Here is a 17,549-nt window from a genome sequence, read left to right as displayed (position 1 = left end):
GCTCGGCGCTGTCGATAGATGGCTGATGTACTGGATATACAATGTATGTAATTCCAATAATCAAAGGTTCGGAGAAAACCGATCGTGAATGCAGCCTCCGTTGCCAAAATACGGGAGTTCTGAGAATAATTACGACTTAATTTCGCCGCGTAGGCCTCATTTTCGTTGTATATAAAACAAGACTGAATTCGTTGTGTATACAACGAATTCAGTCCTTTAGACTCTCAGAACTCGATTATTTTGGCATCGAGACGAGAAAGAGGGGATGTTTTTCTCAAAGCTCGATTATTTTGGCATCGATGCGAACCCGGTGACGTCGGAACATGTGAATCAGACGTCGTCGCAATTTCAGAGGCACGTGAGAGGCCCAGGCAAATCCAGCTTATGGGTTCAGCCATACCTGGCGACAGACCCGGCAAGACTCGGCGCCAAACCTAGCGCTACATCGCTCCATTGCGCAGTGCGATGTAGGATAGCTCGTGGGCGAGCAGGCGTCCCATGATGCGCTCCTTGATCGCTTGTTCGTCGTGCGTTGTCGAAACGCTTTGGTGCGATTCCTCTTTCTGCACCTTCTCCTCCATGTTCCTCATATCTGCGCCTCCTCTGCCGACGAAGGAATGATGCCTTCCATCGACGCCGTATCCGTGTTTTTCGTTCGAGTCGATTTCATGCGCTTTCTTATCTGCTTGATCGCAAGGAATGCCAGGATGCCGACGATGGCGGCCATGACGATCGATCCGCCGGGCCGCACGTCGTATTGGTACGAGAACACGAGCCCCGACATGGTGTAGACGATGCCGAGCAGCACCGCGACGATGCAGGTCTGCCGATAGCTGCGGCAGAGGATGAGCGCGGTCGCCACCGGCAGCGTCACCAACGATACGACGAGCAGCGCGCCGACGACCTTGCAGGCCAAGCCGATCATAATCGCGGAAAGCGCTGTGAACAGGCCGTCAACCACGCGCGCATCGACGCCTGCGATGCGGACGAGCGTGCGGTCGATGGCGATGTCGGACAGCCCGGCGTACAGCACGACGCTCAAGGCCACCGTGAACAGGGTGGCCGCGGCCGTGCCGACAAGGTCGGCGGAGGTCACCGACGATATGGATCCGAACAGGTACGACTCGAAGGTGTTGCCGCCAGGAGCCAGGTCTGCGAGGATGACCGCGAGGCCGAGGCCCGCGCTCATGATGATGGCGACGGCCATGTCGCCGAACTGGGGAAGGCGCGTGCGCACCGCCTCGATGGAGAACCCCGCGACGACGCAGCTCGCTACGGCGCCCCATACGGGGTCGAACCCGAAGATGAGGCCCAGACCGACGCCGGTGAGCGATACGTGGGAAAGCGCGTCGCTGACCATGGAGGTCTTGCGGTTGATCATGACGATGCCGATGAGCGGCAGGGCGATGGCGAACATCATCCCCGCCATGAGGGTCCGTCGCATGAATTCGAACTCAAGCATGCTCGACCATCCTTCCGTCTACGATCCGATAGCTTGCGTCCAGCGGCACATAGTCGCGTATGAGCTGGAACTCATGCGAGATGATGAGGCAGGTGATCGTGCGCTGCTCCTTGATGTGCGCCAGAAGCTCGAGGAACTTGATCTTGCTGTCGCTGTCCACGCCCGCGGTCGGTTCGTCGAGCACGAGGAGCCTCGGGTCGTTCACGAGGGCCCGGCAGATCATGACGCGCTGCTGCAGGCCGCCGGAGAGCTGGTTGAAGGGCGTGCGTGCGTATCCTTCGAGCCCCATGCGCGCAAGCGCCGCATCAGCCACGGCGTAGTGGCGCCTGCGCGGTATGCGAACGATGCCGAACTGACGGTAGAGCCCCTGCACGACGATTTCGCGGCAGGTGGTGGGGAAGGCGACGGCCCCGAGGACGTTGGCCTGGGGAACGTAGCCGATCCAGGTGAGGTCGTCGTAGGCCTTGATGCTCTTCCCGAAGAGCTCGATTGCGCCCGCATCCGGTTTGAGCTCTCCGAGCACGAGCTTCATGAGCGTCGACTTGCCCGATCCGTTCTCGCCGGTCAGGCAGCAGAACGCTCCCTCGGCGACGGTGAACCCCAGGTCTTTGAGAACGGGCTGCGCCGTATAGCCGAAGCTGAGGTTCGATACCCTGATGGCATCCATGCGTATCCTTTCGTGATAGGTTTCTTCTCGTGGGTGCCGGGATGCGCGCGTCGCACATCCCGCGAGATTCGCTGCGGGGCTCGCCGAGGCGTTCGAGGCGCGCGGCAGGCCGTGCCGAGATGCGTCCTGAGTCATGGCTTCGCGCTCCCGATCGAACCGGGATGCGTGCTTCGAAACAACGCCGAGGCTCCCAAGGCGCGCTTTGGGAGCCCATGTCGAAGCGCGCTTATACCAGGGATTGGTAGATGGCCTCGATATTGGCTCGCATGATCTCGACGTAGCCGTTCATCTGGGCGCCCTGTTCCTCGCTGACGTATTCCATGGATGCGAGCGGCACGGCCTTCCCGCCGATTTCGTTGGCCACGGTCTCGGCATCTTTGGGATTCGCGCCCAGCTCGTAGAACACCGTGGTGGTGCCGTGCTCCTTGCAGAAGTCCACGGCCTTGCGCACGGTTTTGAGCGCAGGCGACTCGGTCGAGGTGAGCCCCTGCAGGGGGAAGTGCTTGATATCGAGGTCGCGGCAGAGGTAGGCGTACGCGTTGTGGGTGACGACGAATTCGCGGCGCGTCAGACCCTTGAACTTCTCCTGGTAAGACGCATCGAGTTCGGTGATGCGCGCCACGACATCGACTTTGCGCTGGTAGAAATCCGACTTCTGATCGGGCCGGATTTCGCAGAGGCGATCGTGGATGGCGTTGCAGTAACGCTTGGCGTTCAGGAGCGACAGCCAGGAATGCGGGTCGTAGCTTACCTTGTCGGTGCCTGACGACGATCCTTCCATGAGCTGCTTCGTCGGGATCTCGTCGCCGTTCTCGCGCGTCACCAGCCGATAAGAAAGCAGGTTCGCGCTCGCGCGGTCGGAAAGCAGGATCCAGTCGTCGCCTTCGGGCAGCGTGAAGCCGATGTATCCGCTCTCGTGCCCCATCTCCAAGGCGTAGACCGCGCCGTCTTCCACATCGATGGTGTCGTGCTGGGCGACGGTCCGGCCTTTCTCGCTCATGATGGCGCGTCCGCGCTTCGCGAGCTCGGCTTCAGACGTGTTCGCATCGGCCCTGAAGAAGGCGACGCGCATGATGTCTTGGTGCGTGTGGCCGAATTCGAAGCCGTAGGTTCCGGGGCCGACCCCGAGGCTCGCGATGTATTGGAACTCGCCCATGGCGGCCGCACCCTTGTAGGTGATAAGATCGATGCTGTCCGCAAGCGTGAGCACGGGCAGGTCGGGAAGGTTGTCGCGCACCTGATCGACCCAGTGCTCCATGTTGGCGCCGTTCACGACCAGCAGATCGGCGCGGGAGAGGTCTTTGAGGTTCTTGGGCGTGGGCTCCCAGACGTGGGGGTCTTTGTTCGTCGGCATGAAGGCGTGCAGCTCTACGGCATCTCCCGCCACTTCGCGTACTAGGTCGTATACAGGGTAGAAAGAGGCGTAGACCACCGGCCGTGCCTGGGCGGAGGCCTTGGAACCGGCGCCGTCCGCACAGGAGGGAAGCAGGGCGGCGCTCGCGATGCCTGCGCCCACGTAGCCGCAGACGCGAAGGAATTCTCTGCGCGTGTGATTCATGATGCGTGCGTTCTCCTCAACGGTAAGGGGCGCCTTTCGGCGCCCCTCGCTGCGTTATTCTTTGATCTCGTCCTTGATCTGGTCGATCGTGGAGCTGGGGGCTACGAAGGTCGGATACCAGTCGTCTTTGCCCATCAGCTCGTCGACGTCATTGCCGTAGCGCATGTGGAAGTGCGTGAGCTCCTCCTCGCCATGGACGGGCATCATGAGGAGAACGGGGTATTTCACGTCGGCCTCCTTGGCCTTGAAGACGTCCCACTCCAGCTCGTGGCCGCCGTGCATGACCTTTTTGGAGTCGACGCACTCGTAGGTGGCCTTGGCGATCTCGGTGCCGCCCTCGGATTCGAATCCGTCAAGGAAGCTCACGGTGTCGCCTTCGATCTTCAGGCCGTGGAATTCGCACGAGCGCTTCTCTTCAAGCTCGGCCTTCACATCTTCCGCCGTGGTCTTGTTCATTTTCGCGGCTTCGTCGTAGGCGTCGGCGACTTCGTCCTTGTCGAGGTAGGAGCTGAAGTCGTTCCAGGTGCCCTTCCATCCGGCGAGGGTGGTCTTGGCGGCGGAGGCCTCGTCCATGGCGGCGGGCTGGGAGGCCATCGTTTCCTGCGACATATCCTCGGCCTGATCCTTCTCTGCCTGCCCTGCGCATCCTGCCAGTGCGAGGGCTATGCCGACGGCCGTCGTTGCTCGACAGACCTTGTTGAGTGCTTTCATGGTATGCTCCTTGCATTGTCGGGGGAAGTTAAATGTTAACCTTGGCTAACTTCTGACGCGAAATACTGAATCCTTCTCACCGTCCATGCAAGTGCCTTCACATATTCTTGATAATTCTGGCGGTCGCCTGGATCTTGATGATTCCGGCGACCGCCTGGATGCAGGCTTCCCTATGGTTGCGTGATGTCGACCTGCTGGAAGCGCGCCCCTTCCTTCTGCGCGAACTCGGCCGACAAAGGCGCTCCGAGCATGAACTCGCTGATCTCGTCGAGCTTCTTCTCGGGATCGACATCCGAGAACGTATCGGGGTAGGCCACCGATCCGACCTGGTAGCAGTTCGCAAGCGCCAGCTCCACGTTGGTCGAGTAGAAGCGGTAGGAGATGAGCGAATAGGTCTTGCCTTCCTTAACCGCGTTCAGCGCGTCGAAGTACGTGGGGTTCGAGGCGTAGTCTTCCTTGACCAGCGGGAGGTTGCCGCTTTCTATGAACACGTATGAAGGCTGCGCGCTCGAAACCGCTTCCAGATCGATGGAATAGGGCCCGTTCGCGCCCTGGCCGTCCGCGACGTTCGCGATGCCGCAGACGTCGAAGGGCGGGAACAGGGCTTCGGTGCCGTCGAACCCGTGCCCGCCGCGGAAGCTGATGCCCGCGGCATAAGCCGAGACCGTTCCTGCCGACTTCGATGCCGCCGAACGGGCTTTCAGATCGGACTCGAGATCCTTGATATAGTCGACGACCTCGTGCGCGCGTTCTTCGCGGCCGAGCACCTTTCCGAGGAAGAGGAGATTGTCGCAGTAGTCCTGCCCGAAGAAGGTCTCGGGCTGGTCGAGGCAGACCACGGGGATTCCCGTTTTCTGCTGGAGCGCGTCCGCCGCATCGGCTTCAAGGCCGTCGGCGACGATGACCTGCGGTGCCGCCTCCATGATGGCTTCTTCGTTCGGCGTCACGCCCTTCGACCCTCCGTCGCCGATCACGGGGAGCTTCTCGAAGGTCGCATGGTTGACATGCCGGTACGCGCACTGGACGTAATCTTCGTGCTCGGATTCCTCCACGCCGACCACCTTGTCGACGGCCTGGAGATAGCACACGGGGCGCAGGCTGATGCCGACGCAGACGATTCTCTGCACGTCCTGCGGCACATCTACGGTGCGACCGCGCATATCCACGACCGTCATCATGGCGGACGCGGCATCTTCCGTTTCGCCGCCGTCGTTCGTCTCCGCGCACCCCGCGAACGCCATCGCCGCGAGGGCGAGCATGATCGCGCAGGCGATCGCCGCCATTCGTGCGGCCCAACCGTGTCTGATTTCCACCGGAGCTCCTTTCTCGAAAGTATTATGAATTATAATTCCGTAACACTTCAGCGATGCTATCATGCTTTTGCGTACAGTGATACGAAAATAAAAAAAGTAACATCGCTATAAGGAGGGCGGCATGAACGCCTCGATGGACGATGATGTGCCGACCTGTCGTCCGGCCGATGGTCGGGTGGACGAGATTCTTCGGGTCCAGCGAACGGCCGAGCGGCGATGCATCGCGACCATAGCGGTTCTCGTCGCTTTCATGCTTGCATCCGCTGCGGCCGAACTCTCCTGCGGAGCGTCGGGCATCGGCATAGGCGAGATCATGGCGGCGCTGTTTGGCCAGGGCCAGTCGACCGATGTCGCGGCCGTGCGTTCCATCAGGCTTCCGCGTGTCGTATGCGCTCTTGTCGCGGGCTCCGGGCTCGCCTTGGCGGGTGCGGTTCTTCAAAGCGTGCTCGAGAATCCTCTGGCTTCGGCGTCCACGGTCGGCATTTCCCAAGGCGCCTCGTTCGGCGCCAGCCTCGCCATCATCGTCGTGGTGCCTGCGCTTGCAGGATCGGCATCCGGCATAGGCATGGGCGCGATCGCGCTGTTCGCGTTTGCGGGCGCCATGGCGTCGAGCATCATCGTGCTTCTGTTCTCCCGGCTCGGCGGCATGCGTCCGGAAAGCATCGTGCTCGTCGGCGTCGCCCTCTCCGCGCTCTGGGGCGGCTCGTCGACCATCATGCAGTACTTCGCCAGCGACGTCGAGCTTACGAAGGCCGTCTTCTGGCAGTTCGGCGATCTGGGACGGGCGACCTGGAGCCAGATAGGATTCATGGCAGCCGTATGCGCGTGCTGCGGCGCATACTTCTTCATGAACCGATGGAACTACAACGCGCTGCAGAACGGCGCCCACGCGGCCAGCGGCTTGGGCGTGGATCTTGCGCGCACGCGCGTGGCGAGCGTGGCCGTCGCCTCGCTCGCGGCGGCGGCCGTGGTCTCATTCGTCGGTCTCATCAGCTTCATCGGCCTTATCGCACCCCATATCGCCCGCAGGGTCGTAGGCAGCGACTATCGGTATCTGCTTCCGGCGTCGCTCGTGCTCGGTGCCGTGATCATGCTGGGAAGCGATCTTGCGGCCCGCATGGTCATCTCGCCCGTGATCCTTCCTATCGGGGCGATCACATCCTTCCTGGGCGCGCCGTTCTTCCTCGTGCTTCTGTATCGGGGGTATGCGCGATGAATAGGGAATCCATGACCGCATGCGGGCTCGCGTATTCCTATCCGCGCTGCGCATGCAACGTGTTCGAGGATATCGACGTGCATGTCGAACCGGGGTCGTTCATGGCGATCCTCGGCAATAACGGGGCAGGGAAGTCCACGTTGCTCGACCTGCTTGCCGGTATCGCACGCCCCTCTGCGGGCGAGGTGTCGGTTTGCGGACAGGCGATCGCCTCGATGAGCCGTCGGCAGATAGCCCGGCATATCGCCTATGTGGGCCAGCAGCAAACCGTGCCGCACCTCACCGTGTACGACGAGGTGCTCTTGGGAAGGCGCCCGCATGTCGGCTGGGGGTTGACCGATCACGACAGGGAAGTCGCCGCGCGAGCCATCGCCCGTCTCGGATTCGAGGGGTATTCCCGGAGGTACTGCGACGAGCTTTCGGGAGGCGAACGTCAGAAGGCGTTCATCGCGCGCGCCCTCGCCCAAGAACCGAAGGTCCTGATCCTGGATGAACCTACAAGCGCGCTCGACCCCAAGAACCAGCTCGAGGTGCTGCGGCTCATCCGCGACGTCACGCATCGGGACGGCCTTGCGACCATCGCCGTGCTCCATGACGTCAACCTGGCGTTGCGCTTCTGCGACGAGTTCCTGCTCGTGAGAAACGGCGTCCCTGTGGCCTGCGGCGGTCGTGAGGTCGTGGATTCGCGGAACTTGTCCGAGACCTATGGCGCTTCGTTCAACGTGATCGAAGTCGACGGGATGCGCATCGCGCTTCCTGCGGCCTGCTGAAGAGAGAAAGGATACGGTCATGAACATCGAGAGGTACGATACCGCGATTCTGTTCGACGAGGAACGCATCGCGCTCAGCTGGAAGAGCGAGGATGCCGGCTATCGCGGGCAGGAGGTATGGGATGCCGCCGCGCCGAACTTCGCGAAGATGCCGATTCCGACCGGCGACGACCCGTTCATACGCATGCTTGACGACGAGGTTGAGTTCACGCCGGACATGAGGGTTCTGGATATCGGATGCGGAAGCGGCATCTACGGCCTTGCCCTCGCATCGCGGGTGGGAGAAGTGGTCGGCATCGACATCTCCCCGAAGATGATAGAGGCCGCCCGCGAGAAGGCATGCGCCCTCGATGTGCGCAACGTGCGGTTCGTCCAGAGCGATTTTCGAGACATGGCGTTCGATGAGGGCTTCGACCTCGTGTTCGCGCATATGACGCCGGCGATCGGGGATGCCGAGGCGTTCCTGAAGATGATGTCGCTGGCGAAGCGATGGTGCTGTTTCGCGCGGCCCGTCCGCAGAACCGACGAAGTCCTCTTCGAGGCGCGCAGGCGCTGCGGCCTTCCGGAGTCCCGCGATCCCTTCGATACGGATTTCCTCAGCGCGTTCTCGCTTGCATGGCTACGGGGATATACGCCCGAAATACGTCGGTATCACGACGTGTGGAATACCGATCGGCCGCTTGAGGAGGCGATTCGCCTGTATGCCGACCGTCTGGTATCGACATCTCTCGACGAAGGGCGGAAAGCCGTCGTCGAAGAATACCTTCGGTCGATCGCGCAGGAAGGCATCGTGCGCGAGCATATCGAGACCGCCGTCGTGATGATGGGCTTCTGCATAGACGAGGGGCGGCCCGCTTAAGTCGCGTGCCGCCCCTCGATCGCCGTTAAGGCTTGAGATGCCTTAGATCTCGGCCTTCCAGAGGCCGTGGAGGTTGCAGTACTCGTAGGCCGCGACGGCTTCGTCGCCCTCGACGAGCGCGAACTCGGCGACGGGCTCCTGTCCGGCGGAAAGCTCGACCTTCTGGAAGCCGTTCTTGGTCTCGAGGACGACCCAGGAGATGTGGTGCTCCTCGAGCATCGGGTGGGCGACTTCGCCGACCTTGACGGTGACCTTAGAGCCCTCGATCGTGACGACGGGGACGTGCTTCTCGGTAGCCGCGTCGGTCGTGTTGGGGATAAGCTCGGTCATCTCCGTGCCGCAGCAGACGACGCGCGGGCCCTTCTCGACGAAATACATGATGATGTTGCCGCAATCGGCGCTGGAATAGAACTTCATGATGTCCTCCTTTTTTCCGGCCCATACGGACCTTTCATGGGATTCCCCGCAACAGCGCGCCTGGGAATCGCACAGATGTCGCGGGATCGGTTCGCGGATGGAATCCATGCGTTTCATCCCCGAATCCATCACGCTCATTATCGCTCGTTTTCCGCCGCACTCATATGGGATTCGAAGATGCTATTGAATTGGTCACAATTACATCAAATGCAATCGAAAATGAGGAAGGGGAGCCGATGCTTCGGATAGGCCCCTATGGCCTCGAGATCTCCCACGCATGAAAAAGACGGACGGCTCGCTTAGGGGATGAGAGCCGTCCGTCTTCAAGGGGCGCCGTCTGCATCGCGGGAAAGGGGAGGAAAGGGGGTCGCGATGCATGCGGCTTTCGGGTATGCAAGGATCGAGCCGGCGCCGTGCGCCGGCCGAAAGGGTGCGAGGCGTATGGCTTGCGCGCATCCGTACGTGCGCTCAGCTGCATCCGCTCATTTCCTCTCGGTTTCATAAAGATAGTACAAAATAAAATTGCATACAATTTAAAACAGGGAAGAATAGCACGTGCGCACAAGGATTCCACAACCTATACTTTGAGCCATCGGCACATCCTCGAGAAAGGATTCCCATGGCAGAGGAATACACGTTCGCGTCATTCGACGGCACGGAGCTCTTCGGCAAGACCGATGCGGTCGACACGCCGCTCGCGGCCGTCGTCATCGTGCACGGGCTGTGCGAGCATCAGGGGCGCTACGATTATCTGACCATGCGTCTGAACGCGCAAGGATACACGGTGTACCGCTTCGACCATCGCGGGCACGGGCGCAGCGGCGGCCAGAAGGTCTATTACGCGTCCTTCGACGAGATCGCGAAGGATGCCGACGTCGTGGTCGATCGCGCCATTGCGGAGAATCCCGACCTGCCGGTCTTCATGGTGGGTCACAGCATGGGCGGGTACTGCGCCGCGCTCTATGCGCACCTGTTCCCGGGCAAGGTGGACGGTTTCGTTCTGTCGGGAGCCTGGACGCGCGACAACAAGCATATGTGCGACGGCGCCCTTACGACCGACGAACCCGATCTGACCTATATGCAGAACGAGCTATCCGGCGGCGTATGCTCGGATCCCTCGGTCGGCGAGCGCTACATGGCCGATCCGCTGGTCGTCAAGGAGATGTCGCTCGGACTTTTCCGCGCGCTGCATGAAGGTCACGAATACATGCGCGCCCATACGGCCGATTTCGTCGACCCGGTGCTCATCCTGCACGGCGGCGACGACGGCTTGGTAGCTCCGAAGGATTCCCTGGAGCTCTACGAGCAGATCGCCGCAGAGGATAAGAGCCTGCGCATCTACGCGGGCCTGCTCCATGAGATTTTCAACGAATACGACAAGGACGCCGTCATCGAAGACGCCCTCGATTGGCTGAACGCACATGCCGACGCCTATTATCTCGACGCGCACGAGTGCGATGAGGAGGATTCCGCGGTATAGCGATCCGCAGAGAGAGGGGGGGCCACGCTCGCCGAGACGACGATGGGTGCGAGCGTGGCCGTAATGGCGCCCGTGCGCCGAGTGCAAGCGCGACACGGGGGGAATCGGTGCGCTCGGGGGAATCGGCGCCGGCCATGGGTTATGCGGTCTTGAAATCCCCTTTTGCTTCGAGATTTCCTTGGGCTCGATCTCGTGTCGAACGTAATTATTCTCGAATGAGAATATTATATCGTAAGTGCCGGGTGGAAGGGAATACCTGAATCGTTGCGAATTTCGGCATTCGGGCATGCAGGGATGCGACGGATGCGGCTCGTCCGGCGTGGTTCCTTGGAAACCAGGCCTATCGAATCCGCCATGCGGAAATCGTGAATTCAGCGCTCCCATTTCTTAATGAGATTCATTCCTATTAAAATAACGGCATCCGAAGAGTTCGATCGCTTCGGTATCGAACGTACCCGCACGATGCGTGCGGGTACCCGCCATCACGACCTCAAGGAGGATCCATGTCACTCATCGGCAAGGAAGTATCCGATTTTTCCGTCCAGGCCTACCAGAACAATGAATTCAAAACCGTCACCAAGGCTGACACGCTTGGCCATTGGTCGGTGTTCTTCTTCTATCCGGCCGACTTCACCTTCGTCTGCCCGACGGAGCTCGAAGATCTCGCGAATTCGTACGACGAGTTCAAAGCCGCCGGTTGCGAAGTGTATTCCGTCTCCTGCGATACCGAGTTCGTCCACATGGCGTGGCACCAGGAATCCAAGGCCATCGGCAAGGTCGACTACCCGATGCTCGCCGATCCGGCGCAGGCGCTTGCGCGCGATTTCGAGGTTCTGATCGACGGCGCCGGCCAGGCCGAGCGCGGTGCCTTCATCGTCGACCCCGAGGGTCGCATCCAGTCGTATCAGGTGAACGCCGGCGGCGTCGGCCGCAATGCCGCCGAACTGCTGCGCCTCGTGCGTGCATGCCAGTTCGTCGCCGAGCATGGCGATCAGGTCTGCCCTGCACGCTGGGAGCCGGGCGCCGACACGCTCAAGCCCGGTGCCGATCTGGTGGGTGCTCTGTAGGATTTCGAACAAGGCTGCGGCTGCAGCGGCATGTACGTTGCAGCCGTTTTCCAGACCGAACGGCGAAGGAGGCCGGCCCCGAATGTTTCGGGGCCGGCCTCCTTGTTCATGCGCAACGGCGCTTTCGAATGCAGACAGGGGCTATAGGGCGGGATGCGTGCTGGAGACGGCGCGTCGCGCACCGAGGTCCCTGCGATTCGCTTCGGCTGCATGCGTCAAAGATGGCCAGGCGGCGAGGGTCGCATTCAATGGCCGAGGACCGTTTCCGATGATTCGGCTCGGATGCGCGCCCGGATGCATCCTGCCGGAACGCCTGTGCAGGAAGGGGCCTGAGCCTATTGGAAGAGGATATGCGCCGCTATGACGATGGCGGTGGTCATGAGGCCGGATACAGCCAAGGCAACGCCGCTCATGGCTCCTTCGAGCGATCCCATCTCAAGTGCCTTGGTGGTGCCGACGGCATGCGAGCAGGCACCGATGGCGACGCCGGTCGCCACCTTGTCATGCACGCGGAACACCTTCGCCATGATAGGCGAGAAGATGGCGCCAAGAATGCCCGTGATGATGACGGCCGCCACGGTGATCGACGTGATGCCGCCGAGCTCCTGGGACGCCGCGATGGCGATCGGGGTGGTGACCGACTTGGGAATGAACGAAAGCGCAAGGTCGTTGCCGAGCCCGAGCAGGCGGCAGAGCGTATAGGCGCTCACCATGGAGACGATGCTTCCCACCAGGCATCCGGCAACGATGGGAATGAAGTGCTCCTTCAATATGCGGCGCTGACGGTAGACGGAGTAGGCGAGGGCGACCGTCGCGGGGCCGAGCATGAACGAGAAGAGCTGGACGCTCGCCTCGAACGAATCCACGGGGATGCGCAGGAGGCTCAGCGCGACGATGATGCCGACAAGCGTGACCAGAAGCGGGTTGAGGAGCGGGGTCTTCACCTTCTTATAGAGAAGGACCGAAAGCTCGAAGACGCCGAGGGATATGAGCGTGCCGAGAATGAGGACCGCGGGCAGCGGGAGGTTGAGATCGATCATGGGTCTTACGCCTCGATCTCGAGGCCGGCGCCGTCGAGCGTGCGGGCGGTGCGGCGGGCGCGGCGTTCCATCAGGCGTTGGACTGCGATGACCGTGTAGCTCGTGGCCAGAAACACGATGATCGTGGTGGCCACGCAGACGAAGGCGAACTTGAGCGCCTGATCCTCGAGCATGCTGAAGCATCCCATGATGCCGACTCCGGCGGGGATGAAGAAGATCGACATGTTGTCGATCAGGTAATCGCAGGCAGCGCCGACGTGCTTGTGCTTGAGCACACGCGTCGCCAAAAGCGTGAGCAGGAGCGCCATGCCGACGATATTGCCGGGCAGATCTATGGGCAGCGCTTTCGCGACGAGGCATCCGGCTTCGTAGATTCCGACGAGCAGCACGAGCTGAAGGGCGATGAGCGCACCGCGCCGCGTTTTCTTGCGCGCATCCGTGCGGCTGGGAAGGAAGCGTGCGGCCGCCTTTCCGATCATCGTTTTGTCGCGTTCGGCATGCGACTGCTGCGTCATGGAGGAATCAGTCCTTTCGATCGTTTCGCGCGGCACGGATCGCCGCTTCCATCCGAGCGTCTCGATAGTCACGACGGCCGCGTTTCGGAAGGCATCGTTCCGTACGATGCGGCTTCTCGAACACGGTGCCTTCGTGTCAATCTCGAACAGGTGCTAGGATACTCGTCCCGGGCGTACGGCCCTGACATTCACGTAACCGCCGAATGCCGTACAAGAAACGTTCATGCGGGTCTTCGAGCATCTCCATAATCGCCGGTCCGCGGGCCAGGGGATTTCTATTCCCGCATCACGTCTTTCCTCTATTCGCTCAATTATGCTTCGCTGCCGGCGAGGGCCTGTCTTTTCGAGGGCACGTAATGGGTCGGCATGCTCGATCCGACGCGGATTCGGTTGCGCCTTCCGTTTCGGAGGTTTTCGTTTTCCGTTTTTCGCGTGGGCAGATGCATGGGGGCCGCTTATAGCGACCGGTCTAGTAGTCGAATTCGACCGCCGGGTCGTCCTTGACGAGGATGCCGGCGACGACGATGTCGGCATCCAGGTACTTCTTGGCAAGCATGCAGTATTCGTCGAGCGCGGCTTGAAGATCGCCGATGCGGTCGGGCTCGATGTTCTCCATGAGCAACGTGGCGTTGCGCGTGGCGTCGGTGACGGCGGTGCGTTGGCCGTCGCGCCAGTTCATGCAACGGCATACGGCGCCTTCCGCGTCGTAGTAGAGCATCTCGCCGGGAAGCGACGGCTCTTCGCTCTCTTCGCCGATAGGAAGGAAGGGGAGCGGTTCTTCGCTCACGCCCAGGTGCAACGCCTCGGCGATGCTGTCGAGGTCTTCCTGGCCGACGGGAAAGGCGTACTTGAGGGAGATGGCGTTTGAGATATCGACCGTCGGGGCGATGCTGCCGACCGGATTGCCGTTGAGCGTGCGCTTCATGAGGTTCTCCATGCTGCAGCGCGCACCCTTCTTCTTCTTGAACTTGGTGTAGGCGTCGCGCCAGACGGCGACGCAGGGGTTCTGCGAGATGGTGCTGCTGACGAGGTTGCCGTTGGCGATCTCGTTCGCTTCCTTGAGCAGCGCGGCGATTTCCACCCGCTCGTTTTCCGGGACGTCGCCGTCTGCCTTGAAGTCGCGGACGATGGCATAGGCGATGCTCGCATCGGGGAAGATGTTCCAGAACGATTCGTCGATGATGATGCTCTTCTTCATGCGCCGCTCCTTGATCGAGGCTTCGTTCCGTTGATTATAGGCGAGAACGCACGCGGGAATTCGTCGGGACCTGTCGCATGCCGCCCATCTTCCGCAATTGTCGATGTCTCGGCATGCCGCATGCTTCATTATGCTCAACGCCCGATATGCGGCCCGTCGGGCTTATGCGGAGGCGCGCGCCCGCCGTTTCCGGTCGTCTTCCTGCGCCAGCGACCGCATCGTCTCGACGAGCTTCCGAGCGAGGGGATCGTTGAGAAGCGCCGAGCGGTAGATCGCGTAGAAATCGGTTACGAACGGGAGATCGACCAGATTGAACGTGCGGCATTCCTCGCGTCGGTCGAGTCCGAACCGCGGTTTGAGCGTCGTCGGCACCACGCGTACGTCGGCGTCGAATCCGTTGGCGAAATAATCGAAGTGATCGCCCGGCGGCATGGACCTGAGCGTGACGTGCGCTCCGCGTTCGGCGAATCGGTCGGCCACGCCGTCGCGCACGTATCCGGCGTAGATGTCGGGTGGAAGCAGGATGGTGCATCCGTCCAGATCTCGCGCCCGTATGCATGCGCGTTCGAAGAGGGGATTGCCTTCGGTCACCCAAAGCTCGATCGTCTCCTCGCTGATCTTGAAGCCGTCGAACCCGCAGGGGATGGATTCGCTCGTCACGTCTCCGTCCCAATGCTTGCGGCCGCAGACCACGATGTCGTTGTCGTCGTCGGACAGCGCTTCGAGCGTGCTCGACGCGCCAGGCATGGGCGTGATCTCGATGACGATGCGCGGATTCTCGGCGGCGAGAGCCTTGCGAGCGCGATGCACGAGCGTCTCGAGCCATGGCAGGTTGGTCGCGGCGATGCGCACCGAAAGGAAGTTGCCGGCGAGATCGCGGTATTCGTCGCATACGGTCTTGACGTTTTCGAGCATGCCCGATGCCGTGCGCACGAATCGTCGTCCTATCGGCGTGAGGCGGTATCGTCCCTCGTTGCGCGCGAAGAGGCGGCATCCGAGCTCCGATTCGAGCTCGCCCATGTGCTCGATGAGGGTGGCGCGTGCGACGAACGCCTGTTGGGCGGCGATCGTGCAGTTCAGCTCGCGAGCGAGGATGAGGAACTCCTCGAGGTGCTGCGTGTTCATGCGTCCTCCTGCAAGGCGTGCGAAAAACCTGCGCCTTGTTCGAAAATTCCTGCGTCGAAGCTGATTTTACGTCACGTCTCGAAAAGCGTCTACATCATACGTCCTGCTCAGCATCCCTAGCATTGCATGGTGGGAACGCCGGCGCCAAAGGGAGGCGTCGGCACGCAAGAACAAGGAGGGACCCCATGGATATGGATCGCAGGAATTTCGTCAAGGGCGCCGCGCTCGTAGGCGGTGCCGGCGTGCTTGCCGGGCTTGCGGGATGCGCGACGGGCACGTCCGCCTCGTCCGCATCGGACGAGGCGGCGGACGCACGCGCGGCGTTCGAGGCCGCCGCTGCTCCGATAGATCCCGTCGAACCGCCTGCCAGCTGGGATGAGGAATTCGATATCGTGGTCGTTGGATCGGGCGCGGGCGGCATGAACGCATCCATCCGCCTCGCGCAGGCCGGATATTCCGTCGTCATGCTCGAGCGCAATCCCGAGACCGGCGGCAACTCGCAGCATTCGTCGGTGTTTTCCAACTTCGGCGGGCATTCCCAGGCCGAAGCCGCGCAGTGGGCGTACCCGAGCTATCCCTACGATGTCGACAACATCGTCGAGTTCATGCTCGACTGCCAGCAGATGACGGGCGACCCCGAACTCATGCGTGCGATGGCGGTCGAAGGCCCGAAGTGCATCGACTGGATGAACGAGAAGGCCGGCGCCAAGTGGGTGCCGATGAATCCGTCGCCTGCAGGAAACGGCCTGCTTCAGTGGGAAGGCATGGCGACCGAGACCAACGGCATCAACGTGAACCTCGTTCCCTTGCAGGAACTTGCGGAGACGGCGAAGGCCGCCGGGGTCGATGTCCGCGTGAGCTCTCCGATCGATGCGCTCGTCTACGATGGCGCGCGGGTGGTCGGCGTACGCGTGGCCAAGGGCGATGAGCAGTCGTTCGTCGGCGCCGCGCGGGCCGTCGTGCTCACGGCGGGCGGCATGGAGGTCAATCGCGCGATGATGGCCAAATACTCCGCCACCTGCCTCAGAGGCATCGCGAATATCGCCACGCCTCCGAACGGCACGGGCGAGTGCATCCGCATGGGCCAGGGCGTCGGCGCCGATCTGGCCGGCTACGATTCCACGGGCGCGTTCGACGGCGGCGTGTGGTGGCGCGACTACGAGGAATTCGACACGCAGATGGATTGCCATATCAACAAGGACGGCAACCAGGCGCTGCGCCAGCCGTGGCTGCGCATCAACGTCTACGGCGACCGCGTGCCCTATATCTCCACCTCCGCGCGCAGCTTCCCGTACGTGACCGACGCCCCGCCGTCGTCGGCGGGCCTGTGCGACACGGCCGGCATCGAGATGGCTCAGCCCGGCGGCAAGACCTTCGTCTGCTTCGACTCCAAGTACGACCAGCTCGTGACCGACAACTTCTTCGGTCAGGTCATCTGCCGCAAAGCGAAGATCGTCGCGCCGGACGATCCTTTCATCGACCGCGTGCCCGAGGCTCTGCGCGACTGGCATACCGGCTTCAATACCATGGTGGATGCAGGCGCCATCGTGAAGGCCGATACGATCGAGGAGCTCGAGGCGGCGCTCGGCCTGACGGCGGGCACGCTCGTGGACGCGGTGAAGAAGTGGAACGAGGCGTGCGACGCCGGCGAGGACTATGCGGCGTCGTACAAGTATCCGCCCGAATGGCTGATCAAGATCGACGAGCCGCCCTACTACGGATCGAAGCTGGGCGGCCACGTGTTCGGGTCGAAGTGCGGCCTGCGCGTGAATCCCTCGATGCAGGTCCTTGCCAAGGACGGGTCGGCCATCGAGGGCCTCTACGCGGGCTGGCATACGGCCGGCGGCTCGGCGGGCGACGGCAACGCCGCCGGCAAGCCTCTGACCGGCATGTATGCCGATCTTGGCCTTGCGTTCGTCGGAGGCTACATGGCGGCCGGAGGCATCATGGCCGAAGATGGGAAGTCGGACGCATAGGAGGTATGCGCGGGGCCGTTCGGTCGGAGAAGGCGAATCGTCCGCTCCCTTAAAACCATGATCTGCTCCCCGTACGCTGCCGTTGCCGCGTACGGGGAGTTTTTTCGTGGCTCCGCCCGGCATAACGCACGTCGTGTCGGGCATACAAAGTATAGTCCTTCTATCGCCTACGAAG

General features: G+C 61.8%; 17 protein-coding genes. 6 read left to right on the top strand and 11 right to left on the bottom strand.

The annotated features are described in order from the left end of the window. Positions 1-440 precede the first annotated feature (440 nt). From HMPREF0762_RS09255 to HMPREF0762_RS07040, 6 genes are all read right to left on the bottom strand, one after another. Positions 441-590: a hypothetical protein gene (locus HMPREF0762_RS09255; protein ID WP_006362898.1), complete on the bottom strand. Its 150-nt coding sequence runs from the start codon at positions 588-590 to the stop codon at positions 441-443. Next, positions 587-1,462 (bottom strand): metal ABC transporter permease, encoded by an 876-nt coding sequence (locus HMPREF0762_RS07060; RefSeq protein WP_006362897.1) that lies wholly within the window; start codon positions 1,460-1,462, stop codon positions 587-589. The genes HMPREF0762_RS09255 and HMPREF0762_RS07060 overlap by 4 nt, the downstream gene beginning before the upstream one ends. Next, positions 1,455-2,129: a metal ABC transporter ATP-binding protein gene (locus tag HMPREF0762_RS07055; protein ID WP_006362896.1), complete on the bottom strand. Its 675-nt coding sequence runs from the start codon at positions 2,127-2,129 to the stop codon at positions 1,455-1,457. Before HMPREF0762_RS07055 ends, HMPREF0762_RS07060 begins: the two co-directional genes overlap by 8 nt. Positions 2,130-2,355: 226 nt before the next feature. Further along, a complete protein-coding gene (locus HMPREF0762_RS07050) occupies positions 2,356-3,687 on the bottom strand; it encodes a metal ABC transporter substrate-binding protein (protein ID WP_006362894.1) in 1,332 nt (443 codons plus the stop codon). 54 nt (positions 3,688-3,741) lie between these two features. Beyond that, positions 3,742-4,398 (bottom strand): ZinT/AdcA family metal-binding protein, encoded by a 657-nt coding sequence (locus HMPREF0762_RS07045; RefSeq protein WP_006362893.1) that lies wholly within the window; start codon positions 4,396-4,398, stop codon positions 3,742-3,744. A gap of 170 nt (positions 4,399-4,568) precedes the next feature. Further along, complete coding sequence (locus tag HMPREF0762_RS07040; RefSeq protein ID WP_115314248.1) at positions 4,569-5,711, bottom strand: ABC transporter substrate-binding protein; 1,143 nt, start codon at positions 5,709-5,711, stop codon at positions 4,569-4,571. 121 nt (positions 5,712-5,832) lie between these two features. Between HMPREF0762_RS07040 and HMPREF0762_RS07035 the strand changes: the two genes are divergently transcribed. The 3 genes from HMPREF0762_RS07035 to HMPREF0762_RS07025 are packed head-to-tail and all read left to right on the top strand — an operon-like array spanning position 5,833 to position 8,556. Continuing rightward, positions 5,833-6,927, top strand: a complete 1,095-nt coding sequence (locus tag HMPREF0762_RS07035; RefSeq protein ID WP_006362891.1) for a FecCD family ABC transporter permease — start codon at positions 5,833-5,835, stop codon at positions 6,925-6,927. Then, the gene (locus tag HMPREF0762_RS07030) at positions 6,924-7,697 is read left to right on the top strand and encodes an ABC transporter ATP-binding protein (protein ID WP_006362890.1); all 774 of its coding nucleotides are present in this window, start codon (positions 6,924-6,926) and stop codon (positions 7,695-7,697) included. Before HMPREF0762_RS07035 ends, HMPREF0762_RS07030 begins: the two co-directional genes overlap by 4 nt. A 19-nt stretch (positions 7,698-7,716) precedes the next feature. Next, positions 7,717-8,556: a class I SAM-dependent methyltransferase gene (locus HMPREF0762_RS07025; RefSeq protein ID WP_006362889.1), complete on the top strand. Its 840-nt coding sequence runs from the start codon at positions 7,717-7,719 to the stop codon at positions 8,554-8,556. A 42-nt stretch (positions 8,557-8,598) separates the two neighbouring features. Here HMPREF0762_RS07025 and HMPREF0762_RS07020 read toward each other — a convergent pair whose 3' ends face one another. After that, a complete protein-coding gene (locus tag HMPREF0762_RS07020) occupies positions 8,599-8,973 on the bottom strand; it encodes a desulfoferrodoxin family protein (RefSeq protein WP_040619545.1) in 375 nt (124 codons plus the stop codon). A gap of 619 nt (positions 8,974-9,592) precedes the next feature. On the opposite strand from HMPREF0762_RS07020, the gene HMPREF0762_RS07015 reads away from it, so the two are divergent. Next, on the top strand, positions 9,593-10,453 hold the full coding sequence (locus HMPREF0762_RS07015; RefSeq protein WP_006362885.1) for an alpha/beta hydrolase: 861 nt from the start codon (positions 9,593-9,595) through the stop codon (positions 10,451-10,453). A gap of 503 nt (positions 10,454-10,956) precedes the next feature. Next, on the top strand, positions 10,957-11,520 hold the full coding sequence (gene ahpC / locus HMPREF0762_RS07010; protein WP_006362881.1) for an alkyl hydroperoxide reductase subunit C: 564 nt from the start codon (positions 10,957-10,959) through the stop codon (positions 11,518-11,520). Positions 11,521-11,855: 335 nt separating this feature from the next. Here ahpC and HMPREF0762_RS07005 read toward each other — a convergent pair whose 3' ends face one another. The 4 genes from HMPREF0762_RS07005 to HMPREF0762_RS06990 all read right to left on the bottom strand — a co-directional run bounded on the left by HMPREF0762_RS07005 (position 11,856) and on the right by HMPREF0762_RS06990 (position 15,398). Beyond that, entirely contained in the window at positions 11,856-12,560 is a 705-nt protein-coding gene (locus HMPREF0762_RS07005) for an LrgB family protein (protein WP_006362879.1), read from the bottom strand. 5 nt (positions 12,561-12,565) lie between these two features. Continuing rightward, entirely contained in the window at positions 12,566-13,075 is a 510-nt protein-coding gene (locus HMPREF0762_RS07000) for a CidA/LrgA family protein (RefSeq protein WP_006362878.1), read from the bottom strand. Positions 13,076-13,544: 469 nt separating this feature from the next. Continuing rightward, positions 13,545-14,273, bottom strand: coding sequence for a B3/B4 domain-containing protein (locus HMPREF0762_RS06995; protein ID WP_006362875.1), 729 nt, complete (start codon positions 14,271-14,273; stop codon positions 13,545-13,547). 162 nt (positions 14,274-14,435) lie between these two features. Then, positions 14,436-15,398, bottom strand: coding sequence for a LysR family transcriptional regulator (locus HMPREF0762_RS06990; RefSeq protein ID WP_006362874.1), 963 nt, complete (start codon positions 15,396-15,398; stop codon positions 14,436-14,438). 185 nt (positions 15,399-15,583) lie between these two features. Here HMPREF0762_RS06990 and HMPREF0762_RS06985 point away from each other — a divergent pair, with 185 nt between their 5' ends. Continuing rightward, positions 15,584-17,374, top strand: coding sequence for an FAD-dependent oxidoreductase (locus tag HMPREF0762_RS06985; RefSeq protein WP_006362872.1), 1,791 nt, complete (start codon positions 15,584-15,586; stop codon positions 17,372-17,374). Positions 17,375-17,549: the final 175 nt, after the last annotated feature.

The sequence above is a fragment of the Slackia exigua ATCC 700122 genome (assembly GCF_000162875.1).
Lineage (GTDB): Bacteria > Actinomycetota > Coriobacteriia > Coriobacteriales > Eggerthellaceae > Slackia > Slackia exigua.
The sequence above is the reverse complement of the archived record's forward strand: the minus strand, read 5'-3'. Positions and strand labels throughout refer to the sequence as shown.

Coding starts and splice junctions, on each gene's coding strand:
- HMPREF0762_RS07030 (WP_006362890.1), top strand. CDS start 6,924: ATGAATAGGGAATCCATGACCGCATGCGGGCTCGCGTATTCCTATCCG.
- HMPREF0762_RS07000 (WP_006362878.1), bottom strand. CDS start 13,075: ATGACGCAGCAGTCGCATGCCGAACGCGACAAAACGATGATCGGAAAG.
- HMPREF0762_RS07020 (WP_040619545.1), bottom strand. CDS start 8,973: ATGAAGTTCTATTCCAGCGCCGATTGCGGCAACATCATCATGTATTTC.
- HMPREF0762_RS07050 (WP_006362894.1), bottom strand. CDS start 3,687: ATGAATCACACGCGCAGAGAATTCCTTCGCGTCTGCGGCTACGTGGGC.
- HMPREF0762_RS07045 (WP_006362893.1), bottom strand. CDS start 4,398: ATGAAAGCACTCAACAAGGTCTGTCGAGCAACGACGGCCGTCGGCATA.
- HMPREF0762_RS07015 (WP_006362885.1), top strand. CDS start 9,593: ATGGCAGAGGAATACACGTTCGCGTCATTCGACGGCACGGAGCTCTTC.
- HMPREF0762_RS06990 (WP_006362874.1), bottom strand. CDS start 15,398: ATGAACACGCAGCACCTCGAGGAGTTCCTCATCCTCGCTCGCGAGCTG.
- HMPREF0762_RS06985 (WP_006362872.1), top strand. CDS start 15,584: ATGGATATGGATCGCAGGAATTTCGTCAAGGGCGCCGCGCTCGTAGGC.
- HMPREF0762_RS06995 (WP_006362875.1), bottom strand. CDS start 14,273: ATGAAGAAGAGCATCATCATCGACGAATCGTTCTGGAACATCTTCCCC.
- HMPREF0762_RS07005 (WP_006362879.1), bottom strand. CDS start 12,560: ATGATCGATCTCAACCTCCCGCTGCCCGCGGTCCTCATTCTCGGCACG.
- HMPREF0762_RS09255 (WP_006362898.1), bottom strand. CDS start 590: ATGAGGAACATGGAGGAGAAGGTGCAGAAAGAGGAATCGCACCAAAGC.
- ahpC (WP_006362881.1), top strand. CDS start 10,957: ATGTCACTCATCGGCAAGGAAGTATCCGATTTTTCCGTCCAGGCCTAC.
- HMPREF0762_RS07025 (WP_006362889.1), top strand. CDS start 7,717: ATGAACATCGAGAGGTACGATACCGCGATTCTGTTCGACGAGGAACGC.
- HMPREF0762_RS07060 (WP_006362897.1), bottom strand. CDS start 1,462: ATGCTTGAGTTCGAATTCATGCGACGGACCCTCATGGCGGGGATGATG.
- HMPREF0762_RS07035 (WP_006362891.1), top strand. CDS start 5,833: ATGAACGCCTCGATGGACGATGATGTGCCGACCTGTCGTCCGGCCGAT.
- HMPREF0762_RS07055 (WP_006362896.1), bottom strand. CDS start 2,129: ATGGATGCCATCAGGGTATCGAACCTCAGCTTCGGCTATACGGCGCAG.